Here is a 23,617-nt window from a genome sequence, read left to right as displayed (position 1 = left end):
CCGGTCCCTCTCTAACGTCATTGGCATGACGACTTCGCCGAACACCCAGCCCGCGGCCTCGACGGACACCTCCCTCCCGAAGCCCGCCCGTCCGCCCCTGCTCAGCCGGGCCCTCCTCCTCCGCTTCGTCAGCATGATCGGCGCGAGTCTCAGCTTCTTCCTGCTGCTGTCGGTGGTCCCCGCCTACGCGGCCGAGGCGGGCGGCGGCGGTGCGGCGGGCCTGGCCACCGGCTCCCTGATGGCGGCCACGGTTCTCGGTGAACTGGTCACTCCCCGGCTCGTCGCCCGCTTCGGCTACCGGGTGACCCTTATGGCAGGGCTGTTCCTGCTCGGCGCCCCCGCCCTGGTGCTGACCGTCTCCGGGAACGTGGCCTGGATCGTGGCCGTGTGCCTCGTACGCGGACTCGGTTTCGCACTGACGATCGTCGCGGGCGGCGCCCTGACCGCCACGCTGATCCCGGCCGAACGCCGGGGCGAGGGGCTGGCGTTGGTGGGTGTGGTGTCCGGCGTGCCGTCGCTGATCGCGCTGCCCCTGGGCCTGTGGCTGGTCACGCACACGGGGTACGGGACCGTCGCCGTGCTCGGCGGTGCCGCGTCCCTCGCGGCGATCGTCTCCGTCCTCGGACTGCCGGACCGGCAGCCGAAGTCGGAGGAATCGGTGGGGGTGTTCCGGGGACTGCGCACGGGCGCCCTGCTCCGGCCCGTCATCGTCTTCGCGGCCACCGCCACGGCCACCGGAATCCTGGTCACCTTCCTGCCGTTGGCCGTCCCGTCGGCGTCGGCAGGAGTGGTCGCGGTGGCCCTGTTCGTACAGCCGGCGTCCTCGACCCTGTTCCGCTGGGTCGCGGGCCGCTACGGCGACCGGCACGGCAGCGCCCGGCTCGTCGTGCCCGGCCTGCTCCTGTCCGCCGCCGGTCTGCTGATCACCGCCGCGACCGGCAGCGCGATCGCCGTCGTCACGGGCGCCGCCGTCTTCGGAGCCGGCTTCGGCCTCGCCCAGAACGCCACCCTGACCCTGATGTACGCCCGCGTCTCCCCGTCGTCCTTCGGCACGGTCAGCGCGCTGTGGAACCTCGCCTACGACGGTGGCATGGGCGTCGGCGCCGCGGGCTTCGGCATCCTGGCGGGGGTCACCGGGTACCCCTGGGCGTTCGCCGTGACGGCACTGCTGATGCTGGGCGCGCTGGCGCCGGCCCTGCGCGACCGCCGGATCACCAGCACCCCCACCGCCGACGGCGCCGTTACCGCCGTACACCCTCCAGTACTTGACGCAGACCCTCGGTGAGCCTCTCGGCGTCCGGTGCGGTCTTCGGGTCGAAGGTCCACTGTGCGATGAGTCCCGTGATCAGGGTCATGTAGAAGCCGCCGAGGGAATCGGCGGTCTCGTCGGAGACCTCCGCCTCGGGCACGCTCGTCATCAGCGCGACCATGCCCCGCCCGCCCTCGCGCTGGGCCCGGGTCAACTGGTCGCGCACCTCGGGCATCTTGTCGCCCATGGTCATGACCTCCATGCCGAGCCGCCACATCGAACCGGGCCCGCTCATGGTGGAGACGATGTTCGAGAACACGGCCCGGAACCGCTCCAGCGAACCGGGCGGGCCCACCGGCTCCCCTCCGTCGGCCCCTTCGAAGCCGTCGGCCGCCCGCTCCACCAGCGCGAGGTAGGCCTGCGCGAGCAGGGCGTCCTTCGAGCCGTAGTGGTAGCCGATGGAGGCCAGGTTGGTCCCCGACTCCTTCACGATGTCGCGCGCCGTCGTCCGCGCGAACCCCTTCTCCAACAGGCAGCGCTTGGCGCCTTCGAGCAGATCCTCACGGTGTCCCATGCGGGCCAGGCTACCCCGGATCCATACAGCCGTCCTAGACGCGTGATTTATACAATCGTTCTAGACAAGCGTTTAATACGCTCGTACAGTTCCTGCCATGACAACGACTCCCGCGACTCCCGTACGTGCCGGCCGCCGTGAATGGACCGCGCTCGGCGTGCTGATGCTCCCGCTGCTGCTGGTCTCGATGGACGTCTCCGTCCTCTACTTCGCCATCCCCTCGATCAGCGCCGACCTCGAACCCAGCGGCACCCAGCAGCTGTGGATCTTCGACATCTACGCCTTCGTCCTGGCCGGCCTGCTGATGACGATGGGCTCGATCGGCGACCGCATAGGCCGCCGCAGGCTCCTGCTCATAGGCGCCGCCGCCTTCGGCACGGCTTCCCTGATCGCGGCCTACGCGAACAGCGCCGAGACCCTCATCGCCGCCCGCGCGGTCCTCGGCCTCGGCGGCGCGACCCTGATGCCGTCGACCATGGCGCTGATCCGCACGATGTTCACCGACTCCGGCCAGCGGGCGAAGGCGATCGGCCTGTGGTCCGGCGTGATGACGGCCGGCATCGCGCTCGGCTCGGTGCTCAGCGGCGTACTCGTCCAGTACTTCTGGTGGGGCTCGGTCTTCCTGATCAACCTGCCGGCCATGGCGCTGCTGCTGGTCATCGGCCCGTTCCTGCTCCCCGAGTCGAAGGACCCGAACCCCGGCCGTTTCGACTGGCCGAGCGTCCCCCTCTCGATGGCCGCCGTGCTCCCCGTCATCTACGGCCTCAAGGAGATCCCGTCCGAGGGCTGGCACGTCCAGTACGTCGCCTCGATCGTCGTAGGCCTTGTGTTCGCGGCCCTCTTCGTCCACCGCCAGCGCACCGCGGCCTCCCCGATGATCGACCGCGCACTGTTCCGCGGCCGTGGCTTCGCGCCCTCGGTCGGCCTCAACCTCGTCGCCTCGTTCGCGATGATGGGCTCGGCCTTCTTCACCACGCAGTACCTGCAGTCGGTGCTCGGCAAGAGCGCGATGGAGGCGGCCCTGTGGGCGCTGCTCCCCTCGGTGCCGATCGGCCTGGCGGCCCCGCTGGCCACGAGCCTCGTCCAGAAGGGCGTCAACCGCGCCTACGTCGTCACCGCGGGCTTCGTGATCGGCGCCGCCGGCTACGCCCTGCTGGCCCTCGCCGGCACCGACTCGCTCTGGCTCGTCCTGACCGCCTGCGGCGTGCTCGCCTCCGGCATCGTCATGGTCATCTCCCAGATCACCGACCTCGCGATGAGCAGCGCGCCGGTGGAGCGGGCGGGCTCGGCGTCCTCACTGATGGAGACGGGCGCGGAGTTCGGCGGCGCGCTCGGGATGGCGGTCCTCGGTTCGATCGGTACGGCCATCTACCGCCACGACATTCCGAGTTCGGCCCCGAGCGCGGCCCACGAGACGTTGGGCGGCGCGCTGGCCATCGCCGGCCGGCTGCCGGGGCACACGGGAGATGCCCTGGCGACGGCGGCCCGCGAGGCGTTCACCAACGGAATGCAGGGAGCCTCGATCGCGGGGGCGGTACTGCTGGCGGGGGCGGCGGTACTGGCGACGGGGGCGCTGCGAAGCATTCGCGTGGATGACAACTGAGGGGCACGCGGAACGCCGGACGGGCTGACCTTGGTCAGCCCGTCCGGCGTTTGAGGACGAGGCCCGTTCAGGGCCGAAGCGGGGGCCTGGGGGCGGCAGCCCCCAGACCGACGGTCACCTCAGACCAGGTTCACCGAGCGGGCGAACGTCGCGCCGATCTCGACCTCGACCTCCGCCAACACCCCGGCGGGAACCGTGTCGTCCACGGTCAGGATGGCCAACGCCTCGCCGCCCGCGACGGACCGCGAGACCTGCATGCCGGCGATGTTGATGCCGGACTCGCCGAAGATGCGCCCCACCGTGCCGACGACACCGGGACGGTCCTCGTACCGCAGGACGACCATGTGGTCGGCGAGCGCGAGGTCGACGTCGTACTCGCCGACGGCCACGATCTTCTGGAGGTTCTTCGGGCCGGCCAGCGTGCCGGAGACGGAGACCTCCTCGCCGCTGCCGAGGGTGCCGCGCACGACGACCACGTTGCGGTGGTCGGCCGACTCCGAGCTGGTCGTCAGCCGTACCTCGACGCCGCGCTCCTGCGCGAACAGCGGGGCGTTGACGTACGACACCGTCTCGTCGACGACGTCCTCGAAGACGCCCTTGAGCGCGGAGAGTTCGAGCACCTTGACGTCGTGCTGGGTGATCTCGCCGTAGACCTCGACGTCGAGGCGGACCGCGACCTCGCCGGCGAGCGCGGTGAAGATACGGCCCAGGCGCTCCGCGAGCGGCAGGCCCGGCTTGACGTCCTCGGCGATGACACCGCCCTGCACGTTGACCGCGTCCGGGACCAACTCACCGGCGAGGGCGAGCCGTACGGAACGCGCGACCGCGATACCGGCCTTCTCCTGCGCCTCGTCCGTGGAGGCGCCGAGGTGCGGGGTGGAGACGACCTGGTCGAACTCGAAGAGCGGGGAGTCCGTGCAGGGCTCCTTCGCGTACACGTCGAGGCCGGCGCCGGCGACCCGGCCCTCCTTGAGCGCCGAGTACAGCGCCTCCTCGTCGACGATCCCGCCGCGCGCGGCGTTGACGATGCGCACGCTCGGCTTGACCTTGCGCAGCGCCTCGTCGCCGATCAGGCCGACCGTCTCGGGGGTCTTGGGGAGGTGGACGGTGATGAAGTCGGAGACCTCGAGGAGCTCGTCCAGGGTCAGTACCTTGACGCCCATCTGCGCGGCCCGCGCGGGCTGGATGTAGGGGTCGTAGGCGACGACCTTCATCCCGAAGGCGGACATGCGCTGGGCGACGAGCGCGCCGATGCGGCCGAGGCCGACGACGCCGAGCGTCTTCTCGGCGAGCTCCACGCCCGTGTACTTGCTGCGCTTCCACTCGCCGTTCTTCAGCGCGGAGTTGGCCTGCGGGATGTGGCGGGCCGTGGCGAGGAGGAGACCGCAGGCGAGTTCGGCGGCGGTCACGATGTTGGAGGTCGGGGCGTTGACGACCATCACGCCGGCCTTGGTGGCGGCGGAGACGTCGACGTTGTCGAGGCCGACGCCGGCTCGTGCGACGACCTTCAGCTTGTGCGCCGCGGCGACCGCCTCGGCGTCCACCTTGGTGGCGGAGCGGATCAGAATGGCGTCGACGTCGGCGATGGCCGGGAGCAGTTCGGCTCGATCCGCTCCGTTGCAGTGCCGGATCTCGAAGTCAGGGCCGAGCGCGTCCACGGTCGCCGGCGACAGTTCTTCAGCGATGAGTACGACAGGTTTCGAGCTCACGTGAGTCCTCACAAGTCCATTGCGTGCGGACGGCCGTCCCGACGGCCGCAGGCGGTGGAGGTACTGACCGCGTTGGAGACGCACGACGCTGTGGGCCTGACGCGTATGTAGTACGGCAGTGTAGTGGCGCGGCGAACGGCGTCTTGCGCCTCTGCGGAAGGATCACCCGTCCGTGATCCGACGGGTTGGACAAAGGGGCCGGAGCGCTCGCTCCGGCCCCTCGGCCCCGAGGCCTACGCCTCTTCGTCGACCCAGCTCATCAGCTTGCGGAGCTGCTTGCCGGTGGTCTCCAGCAGGGACTCGGCGTCCTTCTGCTTGTACTCGTTGTACTTCTTCAGGCCACCGTGGTACTCCGCCATCCACTCACGGGCGAAGGTGCCGTCCTGGATCTCGGCGAGGACCTGCTTCATCGTGGCCTTGGTCTCGTCCGTGATGATCCGCGGGCCGGTGACGTAGTCGCCCCACTCGGCGGTCTCGGAGATCGACCAGCGCATCTTCTCCAGGCCGCCCTCGTACATGAGGTCGACGATCAGCTTCAGCTCGTGCAGGCACTCGAAGTACGCGATCTCGGGCTGGTAGCCGGCCTCGGTCAGCGTCTCGAAACCGGCCTTGACCAGCGCGGCCGTACCACCGCAGAGAACGGCCTGCTCACCGAACAGGTCGGTCTCGGTCTCCTCGGTGAAGGTCGTCTTGATGACGCCGGCGCGGGTGCCGCCGATGCCCTTGGCGTACGACAGCGCGAGCGCGAAGCCGTTGCCGGTCGCGTCCTGCTCGACGGCCGCGATACACGGAACGCCGCGGCCCTCCTCGTACTGACGGCGCACGAGGTGGCCCGGGCCCTTGGGCGCGACCATGCAGACGTCGACGCCGGCCGGGGGCTTGATGAAGTCGAAGCGGATGTTCAGGCCGTGGCCGAAGAACAGCGCGTCGCCGTCGTTCAGGTTCGGGGCGATGTGCTCCTCGTAGACCTGGGCCTGGATCGGGTCCGGGACGAGGATCATGATGACGTCGGCCCAGGCGGAGGCCTCGGTCGGGTTGAGCACGGTCAGACCCTGCTCCTCGGCCTTGGCCTTGGACTTGGAGCCCTCGTGCAGGCCGACTCGGACGTCGACACCCGAGTCGCGCAGCGACAGCGCGTGGGCGTGGCCCTGGCTGCCGTATCCGATGACCGCGACCTTGCGGCCCTGGATGATGGACAGGTCGGCGTCGGCGTCGTAGAACAGCTCGGCCACTTTGGGTTCTCTCCTTGAGTGCAGGTGTTGCGTCCCACCGTATGACGGCGGGCGTCATCGAAGTCCGGGGGTCTCGGAATGCGGGCGGCCGGGCCGCCCGCATTCGGCCTTACGCGGAGCGGTCCAGGGCGCGCAGCGAGCGGTCGGTGATGGAGCGCGCGCCCCGGCCGATCGCGATCGTGCCGGACTGGACCAGCTCCTTGATGCCGAACGGCTCCAGCATCTTGAGCATGGCGGACAGCTTCTCGTTGCTTCCGGTGGCCTCGATGGTGACGGCCTCCGGGGAGACGTCGACGGTCTTGGCGCGGAACAGCTGGACGATCTCGACGATCTGGGAGCGCGTCTCGTTGTCGGCGCGCACCTTCACCAGAACGAGTTCGCGCTGAACCGCGGAGCCCGGCTCCAGTTCGACGATCTTCAGCACGTTGACGAGCTTGTTGAGCTGCTTGGTGACCTGTTCGAGGGGGAGTTCCTCGATCACGTTCACCACGATCGTGATGCGGGAGATGTCGGGGTGCTCGGTGACACCGACGGCGAGCGAGTCGATGTTGAATCCGCGCCGGGAGAACAGGGCGGTGATCCGGGCGAGGACACCGGGCTTGTTCTCGACGAGGACGGAGAGGGTGTGCTTGCTCATGGGTCTGACTCGGCTCTCTCTCAGTCGTCTTCGTTGTCGCCGAAGTCGGGGCGGACGTCCCGGGCGAACATGACCTCGTCGTTGGAGGTGCCGGCCGCGACCATCGGCCACACCATCGCGTCCTCGTGGACGATGAAGTCGACGACGACCGGGCGGTCGTTGATCGAGTTCGCCTCCTCGATCACCTTGTCGAGGTCGTCCGGGGACTCGCAGCGGATCGCGTAACAGCCCATCGCCTCCGACAACTTGACGAAGTCGGGGACGCGCGTGCCGGCGCTCGGCTGCTTGCCGTCCGCGTCGGGACCGCTGTGCAGCACGGTGTTGGAGTAGCGCTGGTTGTAGAAGAGGGTCTGCCACTGGCGGACCATCCCGAGGGCGCCGTTGTTGATGATGGCGACCTTGATCGGGATGTTGTTCAGGGCGCAGGTGGTGAGTTCCTGATTGGTCATCTGGAAGCAGCCGTCGCCGTCGATCGCCCAGACCGTCTGGTCCGGCGCGCCGGCCTTGGCGCCCATCGCGGCCGGGACCGCGTAGCCCATCGTCCCGGCGCCACCGGAGTTGAGCCAGGTCGCGGGCTTCTCGTACTGGATGTAGTGCGCGGCCCACATCTGGTGCTGGCCGACGCCCGCCGCGAAGATCGTGCCCTCCGGGGCGAGTTGGCCGATGCGCTCGATGACCTGCTGCGGGGAGAGCGAGCCGTTGTCGGGCTGCTCGTAGCCGAGCGGGTAGGTCTCGCGCCAGCGGTTGAGGTCCTTCCACCAGGTGCTGTAGTCGCCGGTGTGGCCGTCGCTGTGCTCCTTCTGCACGGCCTGGACCAGGTCGGCGATGACCTCGCGGGCGTCCCCGACGATCGGCACGTCGGCGGCGCGGTTCTTGCCGATCTCGGCGGGGTCGATATCGGCGTGGACGATCTTCGCGTACGGGGCGAAGCTGTCCAGCTTGCCGGTGACGCGGTCGTCGAAGCGGGCTCCGAGGGCGACGATCAGGTCGGCCTTCTGCAACGCGGTGACGGCGGTGACCGCACCGTGCATGCCCGGCATTCCCACGTGCAGCGGGTGGCTGTCGGGGAATGCGCCGAGCGCCATCAGGGTGGTGGTGACGGGCGCTCCGGTGAGTTCTGCGAGGACCTTCAGCTCGGCGGTGGCGTGGGCCTTGATGACGCCGCCGCCGACGTAGAGGACGGGCCGCTTGGCGGCGGTGATCAGCTTGGCGGCCTCGCGGATCTGCTTGGCGTGCGGCTTGGTCACCGGGCGGTAGCCGGGCAGGTCCGTGGCGGGCGGCCAGCTGAAGGTGGTGCGGGCCTGGAGGGCGTCCTTGGCGATGTCGACCAGGACCGGGCCCGGGCGGCCGGTGGAGGCGATGTGGAAGGCCTCCGCGATCGTCCGCGGGATGTCCTCGGCCTTGGTGACCAGGAAGTTGTGCTTGGTGATCGGCATCGTGATGCCGACGATGTCCGCCTCCTGGAAGGCGTCCGTGCCGATCGCCTTGGACGCGACCTGGCCGGTGATCGCCACGAGCGGCACCGAGTCCATGTGCGCGTCCGCGATCGGGGTGACCAGGTTGGTGGCGCCGGGGCCCGAGGTGGCCATGCAGACGCCGACCTTGCCGGTGGCCTGCGCGTAGCCGGTGGCCGCGTGTCCGGCGCCCTGCTCGTGGCGGACCAGGACGTGACGGACCCTGGTGGAGTCCATCAGCGGGTCGTAGGCGGGAAGGATCGCACCGCCGGGAATGCCGAATACCGTGTCGGCCCCGACCTCCTCGAGAGAGCGGATGAGGGACTGCGCGCCCGTGACGTGCTCGGGTGCGGACTGGTGTCCTCCGGATCGGGGCCGCGGCTGCGGATGGTGGGCCCCGGTGGCCTGCTCGGTCATCGGCATTCTCTTCTCGATGCTGAGGGTTTTTGCGAGGTTTGTGCGGTGTTCAAGCGGTGTGCGACGGGCACTTGTGCAACAAAAAACCCCTCGTGCCGTAAGGCAAGCGAGGGGAGCGCGCCGGGAGTGGGTCGCTGGGAGTTCCGGGTCCGTCCGGAGGTCACCAGCTTCAGCCGACGCGCTTTCCAAGTACGAGAATTCGGGTGCGCATGGCACAGACCCTCCCCCCGGCACGCACCACGTGTCAAGCGGGTGGGACGGGAGTCTCATTATGTGAGCGCAGACCGCTCCCGCCTCCCAGAACGGCGGGCACACCTCCTGTGTACACCCCCGCTCCCCTGTCCATGGTCAGTTCACCTCCTGGGCGCCCGACGGGCTCTCGCAGGCCGCCCGCGAACGCGGGTTCGGCCGGACCGTGCGGTACCGGGTAGTGGCCCGAACCGAGCGCCCGGCGCAGCCGGTACTCGTCCAGCGGGCCGGAGAACGCCATGCCCTGTCCGTGCGTGCAGCCCATCGCGCGCAGCGCCACGACCTGCTCCGGCAGATCCACGCCGTCGGCCACGGACTGCAGCCCGAGGTCGCCGGCGATCCTGAGCAGCCCGCTGGTGATCTTGTGCAGCCGCGCGGACTCGACGACGCCCTCGACCAGACCGCGGTCGAGCTTGAGCACGTCGACGGGGAGCCTGCGCAGCGCCGTGATCGCCGCGTAGCCGCTGCCGAAGCCGTCCAGGGCGATCCGCACGCCGAGCCTGCGCAGCGCGCCCAGCCGCCGCTCCAGCTCGTCCAGGGAGACCAGCGGGTCGGTGTCCGACAGCTCGATCACCAGGGCCCCGGAGGGCAGGCCGTGCCGGGTCAGCAGGGCCTCTATCGTGCCCAGCGGCATCGACCGGTCCAGCAGGCGCCGGGCGCTCATCTTGACCCCCACGGGCACGGACAGGCCCGTGGCGGTGCGCTCGGCGGCCTGTTCGACCGCCTCCTCCAGGATCCAGCGGCCCAGCTCCTGCGTCTTGTCGCTGTCCTCGGCCACGCGCAGGAACTCGGCGGGGGTGAACAGCACCCCCTGGGAGGACCGCCAGCGCGCCTGGGCGCAGACCGACGTGATCCGGCCGTCCGCCAGGCTCACCACAGGCTGGTGCAGCAGGGCGAACTCGCCGTCGTGCAGCGCGGCCCGCAGGCGCGTGGCCAGCTCCGCCTTCCGTACGACGTCCTGCTGCATCTGGGGCGCGTACAGCTCGACGCGGCCCTTGCCGCCCGCCTTGGCGCGGTACATGGCGAGGTCGGCGTTGCGCAGCAACTCGCCCGCGCCGAGGCCCGGTTCGGCGAAGGCGACACCGATGGAGGCGGCGACCCGGACATCGTTGCCGTCGATGAGGTACGGCTGCGAGAGCGTGACCCTGAGGCGGTCGGCGAGCTCCAGGATGTGGCGCTCCCTGGCGGTACGGTCCCGGGAGCCGTCGCCGACGATCAGGGCCGCGAACTCGTCGCCGCCGAGCCGGGAGGCGGTGTCCCCGTGCCGGACGGCGTCCTGGAGTCTGCGGGCGGCCTGGACGAGCAGTTCGTCACCGGCCTGGTGGCCGATGGTGTCGTTGACGGCCTTGAAGCCGTCGAGGTCGATGAAGAGGACGGCCGTGCCGCGCAGTCCCGCGCCCCGGTCGGAGACGCGGCGGCCGGACAGCGCCTGCTGGACACGCTGGGTGAACAGGGCGCGGTTGGGCAGGTCGGTGAGCGGGTCGTGTTCGGCGTTGTGCTGCAACTGGGCCTGGAGGCGCACGCGTTCGGTGACGTCCCGGCTGTTGAAGATCAGGCCGCCCTGGTGGCGGTTGACCGTGGACTCGACGTTCAGCCAGCCCCCGTCGCCGGAGCGGAAGCGGCACTCGATGCGGGTGATGGGTTCCTCGGGCGGTCCCGCGGCGAGGAAGCGGCGCACCTCGTGCACCACGCAGCCCAGGTCCTCCGGGTGGATGAGATGCGCCAGTTCGGTGCCCACCAGTTCCTCGGCGGGCCGGCCGTAGACCCCGGCGGCGGCCGGGGAGACGTACCGCAGGATGCCGTTCGGTGCGGCGATCATGATGACGTCGCTGGAGCCCTGGACCAGGGAGCGGAAGTGGTTCTCCTTCTGGGCCAGTTCCTGGGTGAGGGTGATGTTGTCGAGCAGCATGATGCCCTGGCGCACCACGAGGGCGAGCACGACGGTGCCGCCGGTGAGGAGCACCACGCGGTCGACGCTGCGGCCGTTGAGGACGTTGTAGAGGATCCCCAACGTGCAGACGGCGGCGGCGAGATAGGGCGTGAGGGCGGCCAGCGAGCCGGCGATGGGCCGGGCGGCCGGATAGCGGCCGCTCTCGCCGCCCGGTGCGGGGGCGTGGTGCTGGTGGGTGCCACCGCGCGGTCCGGGGAGGTGTTCGTGCACCACGCGCGTGTGCCCGTCGCCGGCCCACCGGTCGCCGTCCGCCGGATGACGGGGGGTGGCCCAGGGGGCGTAGGCGAGCAGCAGGGAGCCGGCGAACCAGCCCGCGTCCAGGAGTTGGCCCGAGCGGTAGTTGTTGTGCAGCAGCGGTGAGGTGAACAGGGCGTCGCACATCACCGTCAGGGCGAGTGCGCCGATGGCGGTGTTCACCGCGGTGCGGTTGACCGACGAGCGCCTGAAGTGCAGCGCGAGCACCATGCTGACCAGGGCGATGTCCAGCAGTGGGTACGCGAGCGACAGCGCGGTGTGCGCGACGCTGGGTCCGTCGAACTTGGCGGCCTGGGCGAGTGCGAGGCTCCATGACAGGGTGAGCAGCGAGCCGCCGATCAGCCAGGCGTCGAGCCCCAGGCAGACCCAACCGGCCTTCGTCACGGGCCGCTTGGCGAGCACCAGCAGCCCCACGATGGCGGGCGGCGCGAAGCAGAGGAAGAAGAGATCGGCGAAGCTGGGCGTGGGCACCTGGCGGCCCAGGACCACCTCGTACCACCCCCAGACTCCGTTGCCCAGGGCCGCCATCGCCGAGGAGAGGGCGAACAGCAGCCAGGCGGGTCGAAAGCGGATACGGCGGCTGCGCGTGTGGACGAACAAGGACACGGCGGCCGTGCCCGCCGCGGCGCTCAGCCCGAAGTCGCCCATGATCAGGGCGAGTTGCTCCGAACCCCAGCCGAGCGCGGAACCGACGGCGTATCCCGCGCAGACCAGGGCCAGGACGAGTTGGTGGACCAGGCTGAGCCCGCCGACGGCCGGCGGACGAGGCAGCGGCGTCCCGGACGAAGGCTGTGCCCGCAGCGCTCCGTCGAGGGTGGTCGCGGAAGGCCGTGGCGAGCTCACCGGGCCCTCCCGGTCCGCGTCGCTCCCGGGTCCCGCGGGTCCCGGTGCGCTGGATGCGCATGCCTTCTGCGGCTGCTGCTGTGCCTGCGGTGGTGATGGCTGTGCCGGCAGCCGTGACTGCCATGGTGACCGCGTCTGCGCGCGGTGGCACGCCAGGGTCGCCGCCGGCGACCCCGCCGCGTCGGGTCGTTCGTCCATAGGCCGTGCATCGCCCGTCGCCCCCCTCACAGTCTCAATGTCCATCCCCGGCGCCGAACGGTGCACGGCGCAGCCCCTGTCGGGACGATACACCAGTCTCGTCACTCAGGGACATAGTTCCTCTACGCTCCGTGACGGCCAACGGAGTTGGATGCACCCACCGCATCCGGAAGGTTGCGGAGGGTACCGGAATCGGATTACGCGCCCGTTGCACCGGTCGCGCGGATGGCGCGCGCGACGCTCAACTCGTAGGGGTCACGCGCTGTTTGCGCCTGTCGTAAGGATCACGTTGCGCAGCGGCTCCCGGTTCACGAATCGGGTCAACTGGTCCACGAGCAGACGCTTGGCACGCGGCAGGAACGCGGACGTGGGACCGCCGACATGGGGGCTGATGAGCAGACCCGGAGCCCGCCACAACGGGTGCTCGCTCGGCAGGGGTTCGGGGTCGGTGACGTCGAGGGCCGCGGTGATGCGGCCGCTCTCCAGCTCGGCGAGCAGCGCCTTGGTGTCGACCACGGGGCCGCGGGAGACGTTCACCAGGAGCGCGCCGTCCTTCATGCGCGCGAGGAAGTCGGCGCCGGCCAGGTGACGGGTGCTCTCGGTGAGGGGCGTGATGAGGATGACGACGTCCGCCTCGGGCAGCAGCGCGGGCAGTTCGGTGAGCGGATGCACCGGTCCGCGCTCCGTGGTGCGCGCGGAGCGCGCGACGCGCGCCACCCGCGCGACCTCGAACGGAGTGAGCCGGTCCTCGATCGCGGAGCCGATCGATCCGTGCCCCACGATGAGCACGTTCCGGTCGGCGAGCGCCGGCCGGAACCCGCCGCGCCACTCCCCCCGGTCCATGCCGCGGACGAAGTCGGGCACCCCGCGCAGCGAGGCGAGGATCAGGGTGAGCGCCAGTTCCGCGGTGCTCGCCTCGTGCACCCCACGCGCGTTGCACACGCGCACGCCCGCGGGCAGGTGCTTCAGTCCCGGCTCCAGGGTGTCGATGCCGGCCGACAGCGTCTGCACGACCTCGACGGAGCTCAGCCCGGGCAGCGGACGCAGCAGGACCTCGGCGGGCTTCATGTAGGGGACGACGTAGTACGCGCACCCCGCCGGGTCCGCCGGGAAGTCTTCTTCGCCGTTCCAGAAGAGGTAGTTCGGGCCTTCGGGAAGGCCCTGAATCTGTTCCGGCGGGATGGGAAGCCACACGTCAGCAGTCATGTCAGGAGGCTATGTCAGGTGGCCGGAAGCGCAGAGGTTAGGTTGGGGGCTCGGCAGAGGGAGGGTCACGAGCAGGTGGAGCGCAGGACGATCGGCGCGGGGGCACTCGCGGTGGGGGCCGTGGGCCTTGGGTGCATGCCGATGAGCTGGGCCTACAGCGGGTCCCGGCAGCGGGGCGACGAGTCGGTCAGGGCGGTGCACCGGGCGTTGGACCTGGGCTCGACCCTGCTGGACACCGCGGACATGTACGGCCCGTTCACCAACGAGCTGCTGTTGGGGCGGGTGTTGCGGGAGCGGCGCGCGGAGGCCTTCGTGTCGACGAAGGTCGGCCTGCTCGTGGGCGAGCAGCACATCGTCGCCAACGGTCGCCCCGGGTACGTGAGACGGGCCTGCGACGCGTCGCTGCGCCGCCTCCAGACCGACGTGATCGACCTCTACCAGCTGCACCGGGCCGACCCGGAAGTTCCCGTCGAGGAGACGTGGGGCGCGATGGCGGACCTCGTACAGGCGGGCAAGGTAAGGGCGTTGGGCCTGTGCGCGGTGGGCGCGCGGGCCGGCCGCCGCTCGGGCACCGGCCTGCACGACACCACGCTCGGCCAACTGCGCCGCGTCCAGCAGGTGTTCCCGGTGAGCGCCGTCGAGGCGGAGCTGTCCGTGTGGTCGCCGGAGGCCCTCGACTCGCTGCTGCCGTGGTGCGAGGCGCGCGGGGTCGGCTTCCTGGCGGCGATGCCGCTCGGCAACGGTTTCCTGACCGGCACGCTCACTCCCGGCGAGGGCTTCGAGTCGGACGACGTCCGCGCCCGCCATCCCCGCTTCACCGCCGAGATGATGGCCGCCAACCAGCCGATCGTCGCCGGCCTGCGCCGGATAGCCGCCCGGCACGGCGACGCCGTCACCCCGGCCCAGGTGGCCCTGGCCTGGGTCCTGACCCGGGGCAGCCATGTCGTCCCGGTGCCGGGCACGAAGCGGGAGCGCTGGGCGACGGAGAACGCGACGGCGGCCGCCTTGCGCCTGACCTCGCAGGACCTGACCGAGGTGAAGGAGCTGCCCTCGGCGCAGGGGTCGTGGGAGTGAGAAGACCCTGCGGGATCGGGCCCGCCCCACTTCGTTCGTGCATCGCCTGACGGAGATCGGGAACCTGGGAGGCGCGGGCGGTGTAAGACAAGTAGAACCCGCCGCTTCGAAGGGACCGAGATCGTGCGACGACGAGTTGTGTCGGCCGTGCTGGCCGCGACCGCACTCCTGCTGAGCACCGGATGCTCCTCCGATGCGGACGGCGGAGGAACACCGGGCGACGGCGACAGTACGACGTCAGGGGGCACGACGGCCCGCTCCTCCCCGTCCCGGCAGGCCGCCGACCAGGCCCCGCCCGCCAAGGGCTCGGTCAAGGTGGTCAGGACGGTCGCCACCGGACTGAACAGCCCCTGGGGTCTCGCCCCGCTGCCCGAGGGCGACCTGCTCGTCTCCTCGCGGGACAAGGGGACGATCACGCGGGTGGACGAGGAGACCGGCAAGAAGACGGAGCTGGGCGAGGTCGCGGGCGTCTCCCCGGCCGGCGAGGGCGGCCTCCTCGGCATCGCGCTCTCCCCGGACTTCGCCTCGGACCACATGATCTACGCGTACTTCACCTCGGCCTCGGACAACCGCATCGTGCGCGTGCTGTACGACGAGAAGAAGCCAGCCGGCGAGCAGTTGGGCGCTCCGGACACGATCTTCAAGGGCATCCCCAAGGGCTATATCCACAACGGCGGCCGGATCGCCTTCGGCCCGGACAAGATGCTCTACGCGGGCACGGGCGAGAGCGGCGAGCGGGGTCTGTCCCAGGACAAGAAGTCCCTGGGCGGCAAGATCCTGCGCCTGACCCCGGAGGGCGACCCGGCCCCGGGCAACCCGTTCCCCAATTCACCGGTGTACTCCTACGGCCACCGCAATGTGCAGGGCCTCACCTGGGACTCCGAACAGCGGTTGTTCGCCTCGGAGTTCGGCCAGGACACCTGGGACGAGCTGAACGCGATCAAGCCGGGCGGCAATTACGGCTGGCCGGTCGCCGAGGGCAAGTCCGACGACGCGAAGTTCCAGAACCCGATAGCCCAGTGGCACACGGACGACGCCTCCCCCAGCGGCGCCGCCTGGGCGGAGGGCTCGATCTGGATGGCGGGTCTGAAGGGCCAGCGGCTGTGGCGCATCCCGCTGAAGGGCACGGAGGCCGCGGCGGACCCGCAGTCCTTCCTGGACGGCAAGTACGGCCGGCTGCGCACGGTGGTCTCGGCCGGCGGCGACAAGCTGTGGCTCACGACCAGCAACACGGACGGCCGGGGCGACCCGAAGTCGGGAGACGACCGGATTCTGGAACTGGAGGTGAGCTAGGGCAGGGCCCAGGACCGGGGGTCACTCCTCGGCGCCGCCCGCCTTCTCGGCGCCGCCCGTCTCCTCCGCGCTGCCCGTCTCCCCCGCATCTCGCTCCTCGCCGCCCGCGCCCGCCTCATCCGCCTCGTCCGGGTTCGGCCGCCGCACGACGACCTTCCCGGACGCGAGGTCTATCGGTCCGCGCCCGGGGTCGTTGTCGCCGACGTCCTCCCGGGACAGCTCCAGCCGTTTCTGCTCGTCATGGGTGTGCTTGCGCCCTGGTGCGAACAGTTCCTCGAACATGTTGAACACGGCGCCTCCGCTGCCGGTAGGTCACAGGGTCGAGCCCAGCGGGTCGGAGGGAAACAGCTCCAGCCGATGAGCCAGCGCCGCCGCCTCTCCCCTGCCTGAGACGCCCAGCTTGCCCAGTATGTTCGATACGTGGACGCTCGCCGTCTTCGGGGAGATGAAGAGCTCCTCGGCTATCTGCCGGTTGGTGCGGCCGGCCGACACCAGGCGCAGCACATCGCGCTCCCGGCTGGTGAGGCCCAGGGCCTCGACGGGGTCGGCGGGCCGCGGGCCCGGGAGGTGGTTCAGGGTGAGGCGGGCACGCTGGGCCAGCAGAGCGACGGCGTCGGCGAGCGGGCGGGCTCCGAGGTGGTCGGCGACGGCGTGGGCCAGGCGCAGCAGCTCCGTGGCGCGGTCGCGGTCGTCCCCACGATCACGTTCCTCGGTGCGGTCGCGTCCCCCCGCACGGTCGTGTCCCCCGGCACGGTCGTGTCCCTCCGCGCGGTCGCGTTCCTCGTCGGCGCCGGCCACGAGCAGGGCCTCGGCCAGGCGGTGCCGGGCGCGGGCGAGGTCGTAGGGGCGGTCGAGCCGTTCGAGTTCGGTGACCACCTCCGACCAGGTGTTCACGGTGTCGCGGCCCTCGGCGCGGGCGAGTTCGGCGCGTACCCACTTCTCGTGGGCGAGCCAGAGCGGGGAGTCGGTGGTGGCCGTCTTGGCGGTGTCGCGGAGCCGCTGGAGCACGGCGGCGCGGCCCTCGGCGGCGGCGGGCAGGGACCGGGCGTCGGCCTCGGCGGTGGCGGCGGCCAGGAGCAGCGGCCAGCCGTACTGCTGGGTGCCGGGCGGCATGCCGGAGTCCAGGGCGCGGACGAGTTCGGCGCGGGCGTCGCGGATGCGGCCCTCGGCGGCGGCCACGCCGATCTCGATGCGGGAGAGGAGGAGGGTGTGCTGGGGCATGGGGTCGTGCGTGCCCAAGTAGCCATGGGCGGCGGCCAGTTGGCGAGCGGCCTCGGGCAGGTCGCCCCGGCCGAGGGCGATATGGGCCAGGCAGACGGCGCCGCTGCCCTGGGGTTTGGCGTTGACCCCGACGCGCAGGGCGGACGCGGCGGCGTCGGTGGCCTCGTCCCAGCGGCCCAGGAGGTACAGGGCTTCGGAGAGGTTGGCCCATACCCAGGCCTCGGCGTCCAGCTGGCCGAACTTCCGGGTGTAGGCGAGGCCTTCCTCGAGGAGGGCCACGGCTTCCCGGGTACGGCCGACGGCGTCGAGTTCGGAGGGGAGGTTGACGTAGGCGCGGCCCGCGACATGGGCGACGCCTTCCGCCAGGGCCTGTTGCCTGACCTCCTCCATCTCGGCGAGGCCCGCCTCGACGGAGCCCGAGTCGACCATGAGGCCGCCGAGGGTGAGACGGGCGTTGAGCTCGATCTCGCGGGCGCCGACCATGCGCGCGTACTCGACGGCCCGCTCGGCGGCGACGAGGGCGTCGGGGCCGGGCTCGTGGAGCATGGACCAGTTGGCCGCGTTGGCGAGGACGTCGGCGTGCACCTCGGACGGCGGCAGACCGCGGACCAGGTCCTGGGCGGTGCCCAGTTCCTGCCAGCCGTCGCCGCGGGCCTGGGCCTGCACCAGCCGGGAGCGCTGCACCCAGAACCAGGCGGCGCGCAGCGGGTCGTCCTCGTCCTCCAGCAGGTGCAGCGCCCGCTTGGTGATCTTCAGGGCGCGTTCGCGTTCCCCGCAGAGCCGGCCGGCGACGGCGGCCTCGGCCATCAGGTCGAGGTAGCGCAGGGGTGTGGTGGCGGGGTCGCAGCCGCAGGGCGGATAGATCTCGGTGTAGTCGACGGGGCGCAGGTCGGCGCGGATGTCCGCGGGGGCGGTGTCCCACAGCTCCATCGCCCGTTCCAGGAGCCGCAGTTGCTCGCTGTAGGCGTGCCGGCGGCGGGCCTCGACGGAGGCGTCGAGGACGGCGGGCAGAGCCTTGGCGGCGTTGTGCGAGTGGTACCAGTAGCTGGCCAGGCGCATCACGCGTTCGTCGGCGGGGACGAGGGTGCGGTCGCCCTCCAGGGCTTCGGCGTAGCGGCGGTTGAGGCGGGAACGTTCGCCGGGCAGCAGGTCGTCGCCGACGGCCTCGCGGACCAGGGAGTGGCGGAAGCGGTAGCCGTCGCCGGCCGGGGTGGCGAGCAGGATGTTGGCGTTCACGGCGGATCGCAGGGCCTCGATGAGGTCGTCCTCGGCGAGCCCGGCGACGGCGGCGAGCAGCCGGTACTCGACGGTGGAGCCGCCCTCGGCGACGATCCGGGCGACCCGCTGGGCGCTCTCCGGCAGGCCTTCGACGCGGACCAGGAGCAGGTCGCGGAGGGTGTCGGTGAGGCCGGTGCAGCAGCCCTGGTGGGCGGCGACGGCGAGTTCCTCGACGAAGAAGGCGTTGCCGTCGGAGCGTTCGAAGATCTCGTCGACCAGGGCGGGGTCGGGTTCGGCGGCGCGGATGCCGGCGACCTGGCGGGCGACCTCGGCGCGGTTGAAGCGGCTCAGGTCCAGGCGGCGGACGGTGCGCAGCCGGTCGAGTTCGGCGAGCAGGGGGCGCAGCGGGTGCCGGCGGTGGATGTCGTCGGCGCGGTAGGTGGCCAGGACGACGAGGCGGCCGGTGCGCAGGGTGCGGAAGAGGTAGGCCAGGAGGTGGCGGGTGGAGGCGTCGGCCCAGTGCAGGTCCTCCAGGGCGACGACGACGGTGCGGTCGGCGGCGACGCGCTCCAGGACGCGGGCGGTGAGTTCGAAGAGGCGGGCCATGCCTTCCTCGTCGTGCCGGCCGGCGCCCTTGGCGGTGACCGCCTCGCCCAGTTCGGGCAGCAGCCGGTTCAGCTCCTCCTCTTGACCTGCGGCCGCGGCGGCGAGTTCGTCGGGCAGTTCGCGGCGCAGGGCGCGCAGGGCGGTGGAGAAGGGGGCGAAGGGCAGTCCGTCGGCGCCGATCTCGACGCAGCCGCCGAGCGCGACGACGGCTCCCCTGCGGCAGGCCGCGGTGGCGAACTCCTCGACCAGGCGCGTCTTTCCGACGCCGGCCTCCCCGCCGAGCAGCACGGCCTGCGGCTCGCCCGCGGCGGCACGGGTGAGCGCGTCGTTCAGCGCGTCCAGCTCTTCGCTGCGGCCGACGAACACCGGACTGACGGACTTGGTCTCCACGAGCCCGAGCATCGCACGGGGGTCCGACAACAGGGCACCTGTTTTCGGCGCGGGGGCAGGGGTACGCGCGGCAACGGCCTCCCGGAGAACGACGGCGTTCTCCGGGAGGCCGTTGGCCGAGGCTCGGCCGGCATCCCCTGGCCGGGGATCCCGAGGGCGGCCGTCCCCCGTGCGGCCGCCCTCGCCGGGCCCCGCGTTCACGCGGCGCGGGATCGTAGCCGACGGACGAGCGGGGTATGGCTCTCGTCCTCGGCGCGGGCCTCGCGGCGAGCGGCGCGACGGGCGCGGACCGCCTCGCGGACCAGGCGCTCGTGCTCGGCCTGGCGGAGCAGTTCGGTGGAGCGGGCCTGCTGGAGCTCGTACTCGTACATGGTGTGTCCCTTGATCGGAATCGGTGTCGGGCTTCGCTCTGTGCGATGCCTCTACCTTCGTCTCCAAGGGGGGTGCGCCACATCGGGAGAGTTCCGCATCTTCGGGGGCCCCAGGGGCCTTAGACGCGCAGGAGGGGCCTCAGGAACTCCGTAAGGTGCTTACGGATGTCCTAAGACCCCTCGGGACCTGCGGTGATTCAGCTCGCGGACGGCAGTCCCAGCAGGACGTCGGTGTACTTGAGGACCGCCAGGAGCAGTCCTACGACACCGATGACGACGCCCGCCCAGGAAACCGACTTGATCCACACCGGCTGCGGCTTGCCCGGGGCGCCGAACGCGGGGCGCACCAGCACCACGGCGCCGACGATCAGCGCGAGCAGCGCGAAGATGCCGGCCCACAGGGCGCTGGTCTTCCACGCGTCGCCGTACACCTCCTTGATCTGGGTGGCGACACTCGCCGTCGAGGAGGTGCCCAGCTGGCCCACGAGGGTCTCGCGCGCGGCGGCCACGGTGCCGATCCAGCCACCGGTCAGGGAGACCAGGCCGAGCACGGCGGACACGATCGCGCCCGCACCCTGGACGACGACACCGGAGGTCGACTCCTCCTCGGCGAGGACGATCTCGTCCAGCTCGTCGTCGTCCGTGAGGTCGGCGTCGTCCGCCTCGTCGCCGGACCCGATGATCTCCGTGGAGCCGACGATGTCCGTCGCCTCCCCGGGCTCGGTGGCCTCGTTGTTCTCGGCCTTGGTGACGTCGACCGCCTCCTTGTCGCGCTTGTCTTCGGTGGCCTCGTTGGCGGCCTCGTCAGCTGTCTTGATTCCCATGCCTCGCACCGTACGGACGCAGTCTGAGAAGTCTCTTAATGATCGTCAACGCTTCTTGACGATCATGGGGACCCCTATCGGTCGGCGGCACGCGCGCGTGCTTCACGCCACTCGGGGGCGAGGATCGACCACACCTCCAGGTCGTGCCGCACCCCACCATAGGGGTGCGCCTGCCGATGCACGCCATCGCGGGTCATTCCCAGGCGCCGGGCCACGTTCAGGCTGGGGGTGTTACCTGCCGCGGCGACCCATTCGACCCGGTGGATCCCCCGTTGTTCGACCGCGAAGTCGATCAGTACGCGCATCGCCCGGGTCACCAGGCCGCGCCCGGTGCCGGCGGGCTCCAGCCAGCAGCCGACCTCACAGTTGCCGTTCTCCGCGTCGAAGTTCAGGAAGAGCACCCCGCCGACCAGCTTCCCCTCCAGCCACAGGCCGTGCAGGGAACCGGTGTCCGCTGCGCGCATATCGGCGTACCGCTGGAGCATGGCCCGGGTGGAGTCGATGTCCGTCGCCTTCGAACCGAAGGCGATGAACTGTCCGATGAACTCCCGCCCGCGCTCCAGATGCGCGAGGAACTCCTCGGCGTGCCACGGCTCCAGGGGCCGCAGTTCCGCTCCGTCGTCACCCAGTGATGTCGCGTACATCGAGCTGATCCCCCTCCGCCAGTACGTCCGCCACCTCGGCGTCCGTTGCCGCGGCCAGCCTTTCATGGGCGGCGCGGCACTCGGGCGGCTCGATGCTGATGCGGGGCAGCCGGGCGTCGAGCCAGCTCGGCAGCCACCAGTTGGCGCCGCCCAGCAGGTGCATGAGGGCGGGCACCAGGAGGGTACGGAGCACGAAGGCGTCGAGGGCGACGGCGGCGGCGAGGGCGATGCCGAACATGGCGATCACGCGGTCGCCGCTGAGCACGAAGGCGAGGAAGACGGAGATCATGATGACCGCGGCGGAGTTGATCACCCGGCTGGTCTCGGCGAGCCCGACGCGCACGGCCCGCCGGTTGTCGCCGGTCTCCAGCCACTCCTCGTACATCCGGCTGACGAGGAAGACCTGGTAGTCCATGGAGAGTCCGAAGAGGACGGACACCATGATCACGGGGAGGAAGGGCTCGATCGGTCCGGCCCGGCCCAGGCCCAGCAGTTCGCTCCCCCAGCCCCACTGGAAGATCGCGACGACGACACCGAAGGCGGCGGCGACCGCGGCCACGTTCATCGCGGCGGCCTTCGCGGGGATGCCGAGGGAGCGGAAGGCGAGCAGCAGCAGGAGGCAGCCCAGGCCGATGACGACGCCGACGAAGAGGGGCAGCTTGCCGACGATGACCTCCGCGAAGTCGTCGTAGCTCGCGGTGACTCCGCCGACGTGGATGTCGAGCGAGGTGCCGGTCTCGGCGCGCGGCAGCACCTCGGTGCGCAGCCGGTCGACGAGGTCGCTGGTCCGCTGCGACTGGGGCGCGGAGTCCGGGACGATCGTGAAGTACCCGGTGTCGCCGCCCGAGTTGTACGTCACCGGGGTCACCGAGGCGACGCCCTCGGTGGTGCGGACGGTGGCGTCGAGGTTGTCGAGGGTGAGCTTGTCCTCGGCGCCGTCGACACGAGTCACCAGCGTGAGCGGGCCGTTGACGCCGGGACCGAAGCCGTCGGCGAGGAGGTCGTAGGCCTGGCGCGTGGTCGACGACTTGGCGTCGTTGCCCTGGTCGGAGGTGCCCAGATGGAGGGAGAGGGTGGGCAGCGCGAGGACGGTCATGACGGCCAGCGCGATCGCGCCGAGCAGCTTGGGGTGGCGCTCCACGAAGGCCGACCAGCGGGCGGCGAGCCCGGTCGGCAGTTCGGGCTGGGGTCCGTGCTCGGTCAGCCGGCGCCGCTCGCGCCGGCTGAGGGCGCGCATCCCGATGAAGGACAGCAGCGCGGGCAGCAGGGTGACGGAGGCGGCGACCGTCAGGACGACGGTCAACGAGGCGGCGATCGCCACCCCGTTGAGGAAGCTCAGCCGCAGGATCAGCATCCCGAGCAGGGCTATGCAAACGGTGGCACCCGCGAAGACCACGGCCCGTCCGGTGGTGGTCACGGCGTTGACGGCCGCCTCGGCGACGGTGAGCCCGCGTTTCAGCCCGCGCCGGTGCCGGGTGACGATGAACAGGGCGTAGTCGATGCCGACGCCGAGCCCGATGAGCATGCCGAGCATGGGCGCGAAGTCGGCGACGGTCATGCCGTGTCCGAGCAGCACGATCGCGGCGTACGCGGTGCCGACCCCGACCAGCGCGGTCGCGATCGGCAGCAGCGAGGCGGCGAGGGAGCCGAAGGCGAGGAACAGCACGAGGGCGGCGACGACCACGCCGACCACCTCGGCCAGGTGTCCGCCGGCCGACTCGGTGAGCGCGACCGCGCTGCCGCCCAGCTCCACCTGGAGCCCGTCGGTCTCGGCGGACCTGGCGGTGTGGACGACGGCCGCGGCCCGGGCGCTGTCGATGTCCTCGGCGCGGTCGGCGAAGGTGACCGTGGCGTACGCGGTGTGCCCGTCCGCGCTGATCCGGGCGGCGCCCTGGTCGCCGTAGGGACCGGCCACCGAGGCGACTCCGGGCAGGTCCGCGATCGCGTCCAGGGTCTCGGTCATGGTCTGTTCGACGTCGGCGGCGCGGACGGTGCCGGACGAGGTGTGCCAGACGACGGTGTCGCTGTCGCCGCCGAGGTCCGGGAACCCCTCGCGCAGCAGTTCGGTGGCGCGGCCCGACTCGGTGCCGGGAGCCTCGTAGTCGTTCGAGTACGCGGAGCCCGCGACGGCGGCGGCCGCGGTGACCCCGCCGAAGGCCAGGAGCCACAGCAGGACGGCGACGAGTCGGTGCCGAACACACCAGCGTGCAAGGGCTGCCACGAACATGCTCCCGGGGGACGATTTATGGATCTTTGACCGGGAAGAAGTCGTTCAGTACATGAACAGCCCGCAAAGAACGCATGAGCAATGCGTTGCCCACTCTCGCAGCCGGAAAAGATCGTTCCGGCCGTTCGTGCGTTTATTCACAGGAGTGGGAGCCAGATCACAGGACAGTAAC

General features: G+C 71.0%; 17 protein-coding genes. 4 read left to right on the top strand and 13 right to left on the bottom strand.

The features are described from left to right. The first annotated feature begins 25 nt into the window (after positions 1-25). Positions 26-1,285, top strand: coding sequence for an MFS transporter (locus ACWD5F_RS33845; RefSeq protein WP_451260188.1), 1,260 nt, complete (start codon positions 26-28; stop codon positions 1,283-1,285). Here the strand turns inward: ACWD5F_RS33845 and ACWD5F_RS33840 are convergent. Further along, positions 1,242-1,823, bottom strand: coding sequence for a TetR/AcrR family transcriptional regulator (locus tag ACWD5F_RS33840; RefSeq protein WP_451260187.1), 582 nt, complete (start codon positions 1,821-1,823; stop codon positions 1,242-1,244). The two genes, ACWD5F_RS33845 and ACWD5F_RS33840, sit on opposite strands and share 44 nt — an antisense overlap. Positions 1,824-1,920: 97 nt before the next feature. Here ACWD5F_RS33840 and ACWD5F_RS33835 point away from each other — a divergent pair, with 97 nt between their 5' ends. Continuing rightward, positions 1,921-3,426, top strand: coding sequence for an MFS transporter (locus ACWD5F_RS33835; protein WP_451260186.1), 1,506 nt, complete (start codon positions 1,921-1,923; stop codon positions 3,424-3,426). A gap of 119 nt (positions 3,427-3,545) precedes the next feature. On the opposite strand, the gene serA is transcribed toward ACWD5F_RS33835, so the two are convergent. The 6 genes from serA to ACWD5F_RS33805 all read right to left on the bottom strand — a co-directional run bounded on the left by serA (position 3,546) and on the right by ACWD5F_RS33805 (position 13,577). Next, complete coding sequence (serA, locus tag ACWD5F_RS33830; protein WP_401722588.1) at positions 3,546-5,135, bottom strand: phosphoglycerate dehydrogenase; 1,590 nt, start codon at positions 5,133-5,135, stop codon at positions 3,546-3,548. A gap of 233 nt (positions 5,136-5,368) precedes the next feature. Further along, complete coding sequence (gene ilvC / locus ACWD5F_RS33825) at positions 5,369-6,367, bottom strand: ketol-acid reductoisomerase (RefSeq protein WP_401722585.1); 999 nt, start codon at positions 6,365-6,367, stop codon at positions 5,369-5,371. Positions 6,368-6,476: 109 nt separating this feature from the next. Beyond that, positions 6,477-7,004, bottom strand: a complete 528-nt coding sequence (gene ilvN, locus ACWD5F_RS33820; protein WP_123997556.1) for an acetolactate synthase small subunit — start codon at positions 7,002-7,004, stop codon at positions 6,477-6,479. A gap of 20 nt (positions 7,005-7,024) precedes the next feature. Beyond that, positions 7,025-8,881 carry an acetolactate synthase large subunit gene (locus tag ACWD5F_RS33815; protein WP_401722583.1) on the bottom strand — a complete coding sequence of 619 codons (1,857 nt, stop codon included), beginning with the start codon at positions 8,879-8,881 and terminating at the stop codon, positions 7,025-7,027. Between the two features lie 238 nt (positions 8,882-9,119). Next, positions 9,120-12,173, bottom strand: coding sequence for a putative bifunctional diguanylate cyclase/phosphodiesterase (locus tag ACWD5F_RS33810; RefSeq protein WP_451260185.1), 3,054 nt, complete (start codon positions 12,171-12,173; stop codon positions 9,120-9,122). A 453-nt stretch (positions 12,174-12,626) separates the two neighbouring features. Beyond that, positions 12,627-13,577: a 2-hydroxyacid dehydrogenase gene (locus ACWD5F_RS33805; protein WP_451260184.1), complete on the bottom strand. Its 951-nt coding sequence runs from the start codon at positions 13,575-13,577 to the stop codon at positions 12,627-12,629. A 75-nt stretch (positions 13,578-13,652) separates the two neighbouring features. Between ACWD5F_RS33805 and ACWD5F_RS33800 the strand changes: the two genes are divergently transcribed. Together ACWD5F_RS33800 and ACWD5F_RS33795 are read left to right on the top strand one after the other, a co-directional pair. Continuing rightward, entirely contained in the window at positions 13,653-14,651 is a 999-nt protein-coding gene (locus ACWD5F_RS33800) for an aldo/keto reductase (protein ID WP_451260183.1), read from the top strand. Positions 14,652-14,774: 123 nt separating this feature from the next. After that, positions 14,775-15,944: a PQQ-dependent sugar dehydrogenase gene (locus ACWD5F_RS33795; RefSeq protein ID WP_451260182.1), complete on the top strand. Its 1,170-nt coding sequence runs from the start codon at positions 14,775-14,777 to the stop codon at positions 15,942-15,944. Positions 15,945-15,965: 21 nt separating this feature from the next. On the opposite strand, the gene ACWD5F_RS33790 is transcribed toward ACWD5F_RS33795, so the two are convergent. The 6 genes from ACWD5F_RS33790 to ACWD5F_RS33765 all read right to left on the bottom strand — a co-directional run bounded on the left by ACWD5F_RS33790 (position 15,966) and on the right by ACWD5F_RS33765 (position 23,439). Further along, entirely contained in the window at positions 15,966-16,226 is a 261-nt protein-coding gene (locus ACWD5F_RS33790; RefSeq protein ID WP_451260348.1) for a DUF6191 domain-containing protein, read from the bottom strand. Positions 16,227-16,256: 30 nt separating this feature from the next. Continuing rightward, a complete protein-coding gene (locus tag ACWD5F_RS33785; RefSeq protein WP_451260347.1) occupies positions 16,257-19,391 on the bottom strand; it encodes a helix-turn-helix transcriptional regulator in 3,135 nt (1,044 codons plus the stop codon). Positions 19,392-19,576: 185 nt separating this feature from the next. Continuing rightward, positions 19,577-19,750, bottom strand: coding sequence for a hypothetical protein (locus tag ACWD5F_RS33780; RefSeq protein ID WP_401722570.1), 174 nt, complete (start codon positions 19,748-19,750; stop codon positions 19,577-19,579). Positions 19,751-19,947: 197 nt separating this feature from the next. Continuing rightward, positions 19,948-20,574: a hypothetical protein gene (locus tag ACWD5F_RS33775; RefSeq protein WP_401722569.1), complete on the bottom strand. Its 627-nt coding sequence runs from the start codon at positions 20,572-20,574 to the stop codon at positions 19,948-19,950. Positions 20,575-20,648: 74 nt separating this feature from the next. Further along, complete coding sequence (locus tag ACWD5F_RS33770; protein ID WP_451260181.1) at positions 20,649-21,218, bottom strand: GNAT family N-acetyltransferase; 570 nt, start codon at positions 21,216-21,218, stop codon at positions 20,649-20,651. Beyond that, positions 21,196-23,439: an MMPL family transporter gene (locus tag ACWD5F_RS33765; protein WP_451260180.1), complete on the bottom strand. Its 2,244-nt coding sequence runs from the start codon at positions 23,437-23,439 to the stop codon at positions 21,196-21,198. The genes ACWD5F_RS33770 and ACWD5F_RS33765 overlap by 23 nt, the downstream gene beginning before the upstream one ends. Between the last annotated feature and the right edge of the window lie 178 nt (positions 23,440-23,617).

The sequence above is a fragment of the Streptomyces sp. NPDC002499 genome, from assembly GCF_053595415.1.
The sequence above is the reverse complement of the archived record's forward strand: the minus strand, read 5'-3'. Positions and strand labels throughout refer to the sequence as shown.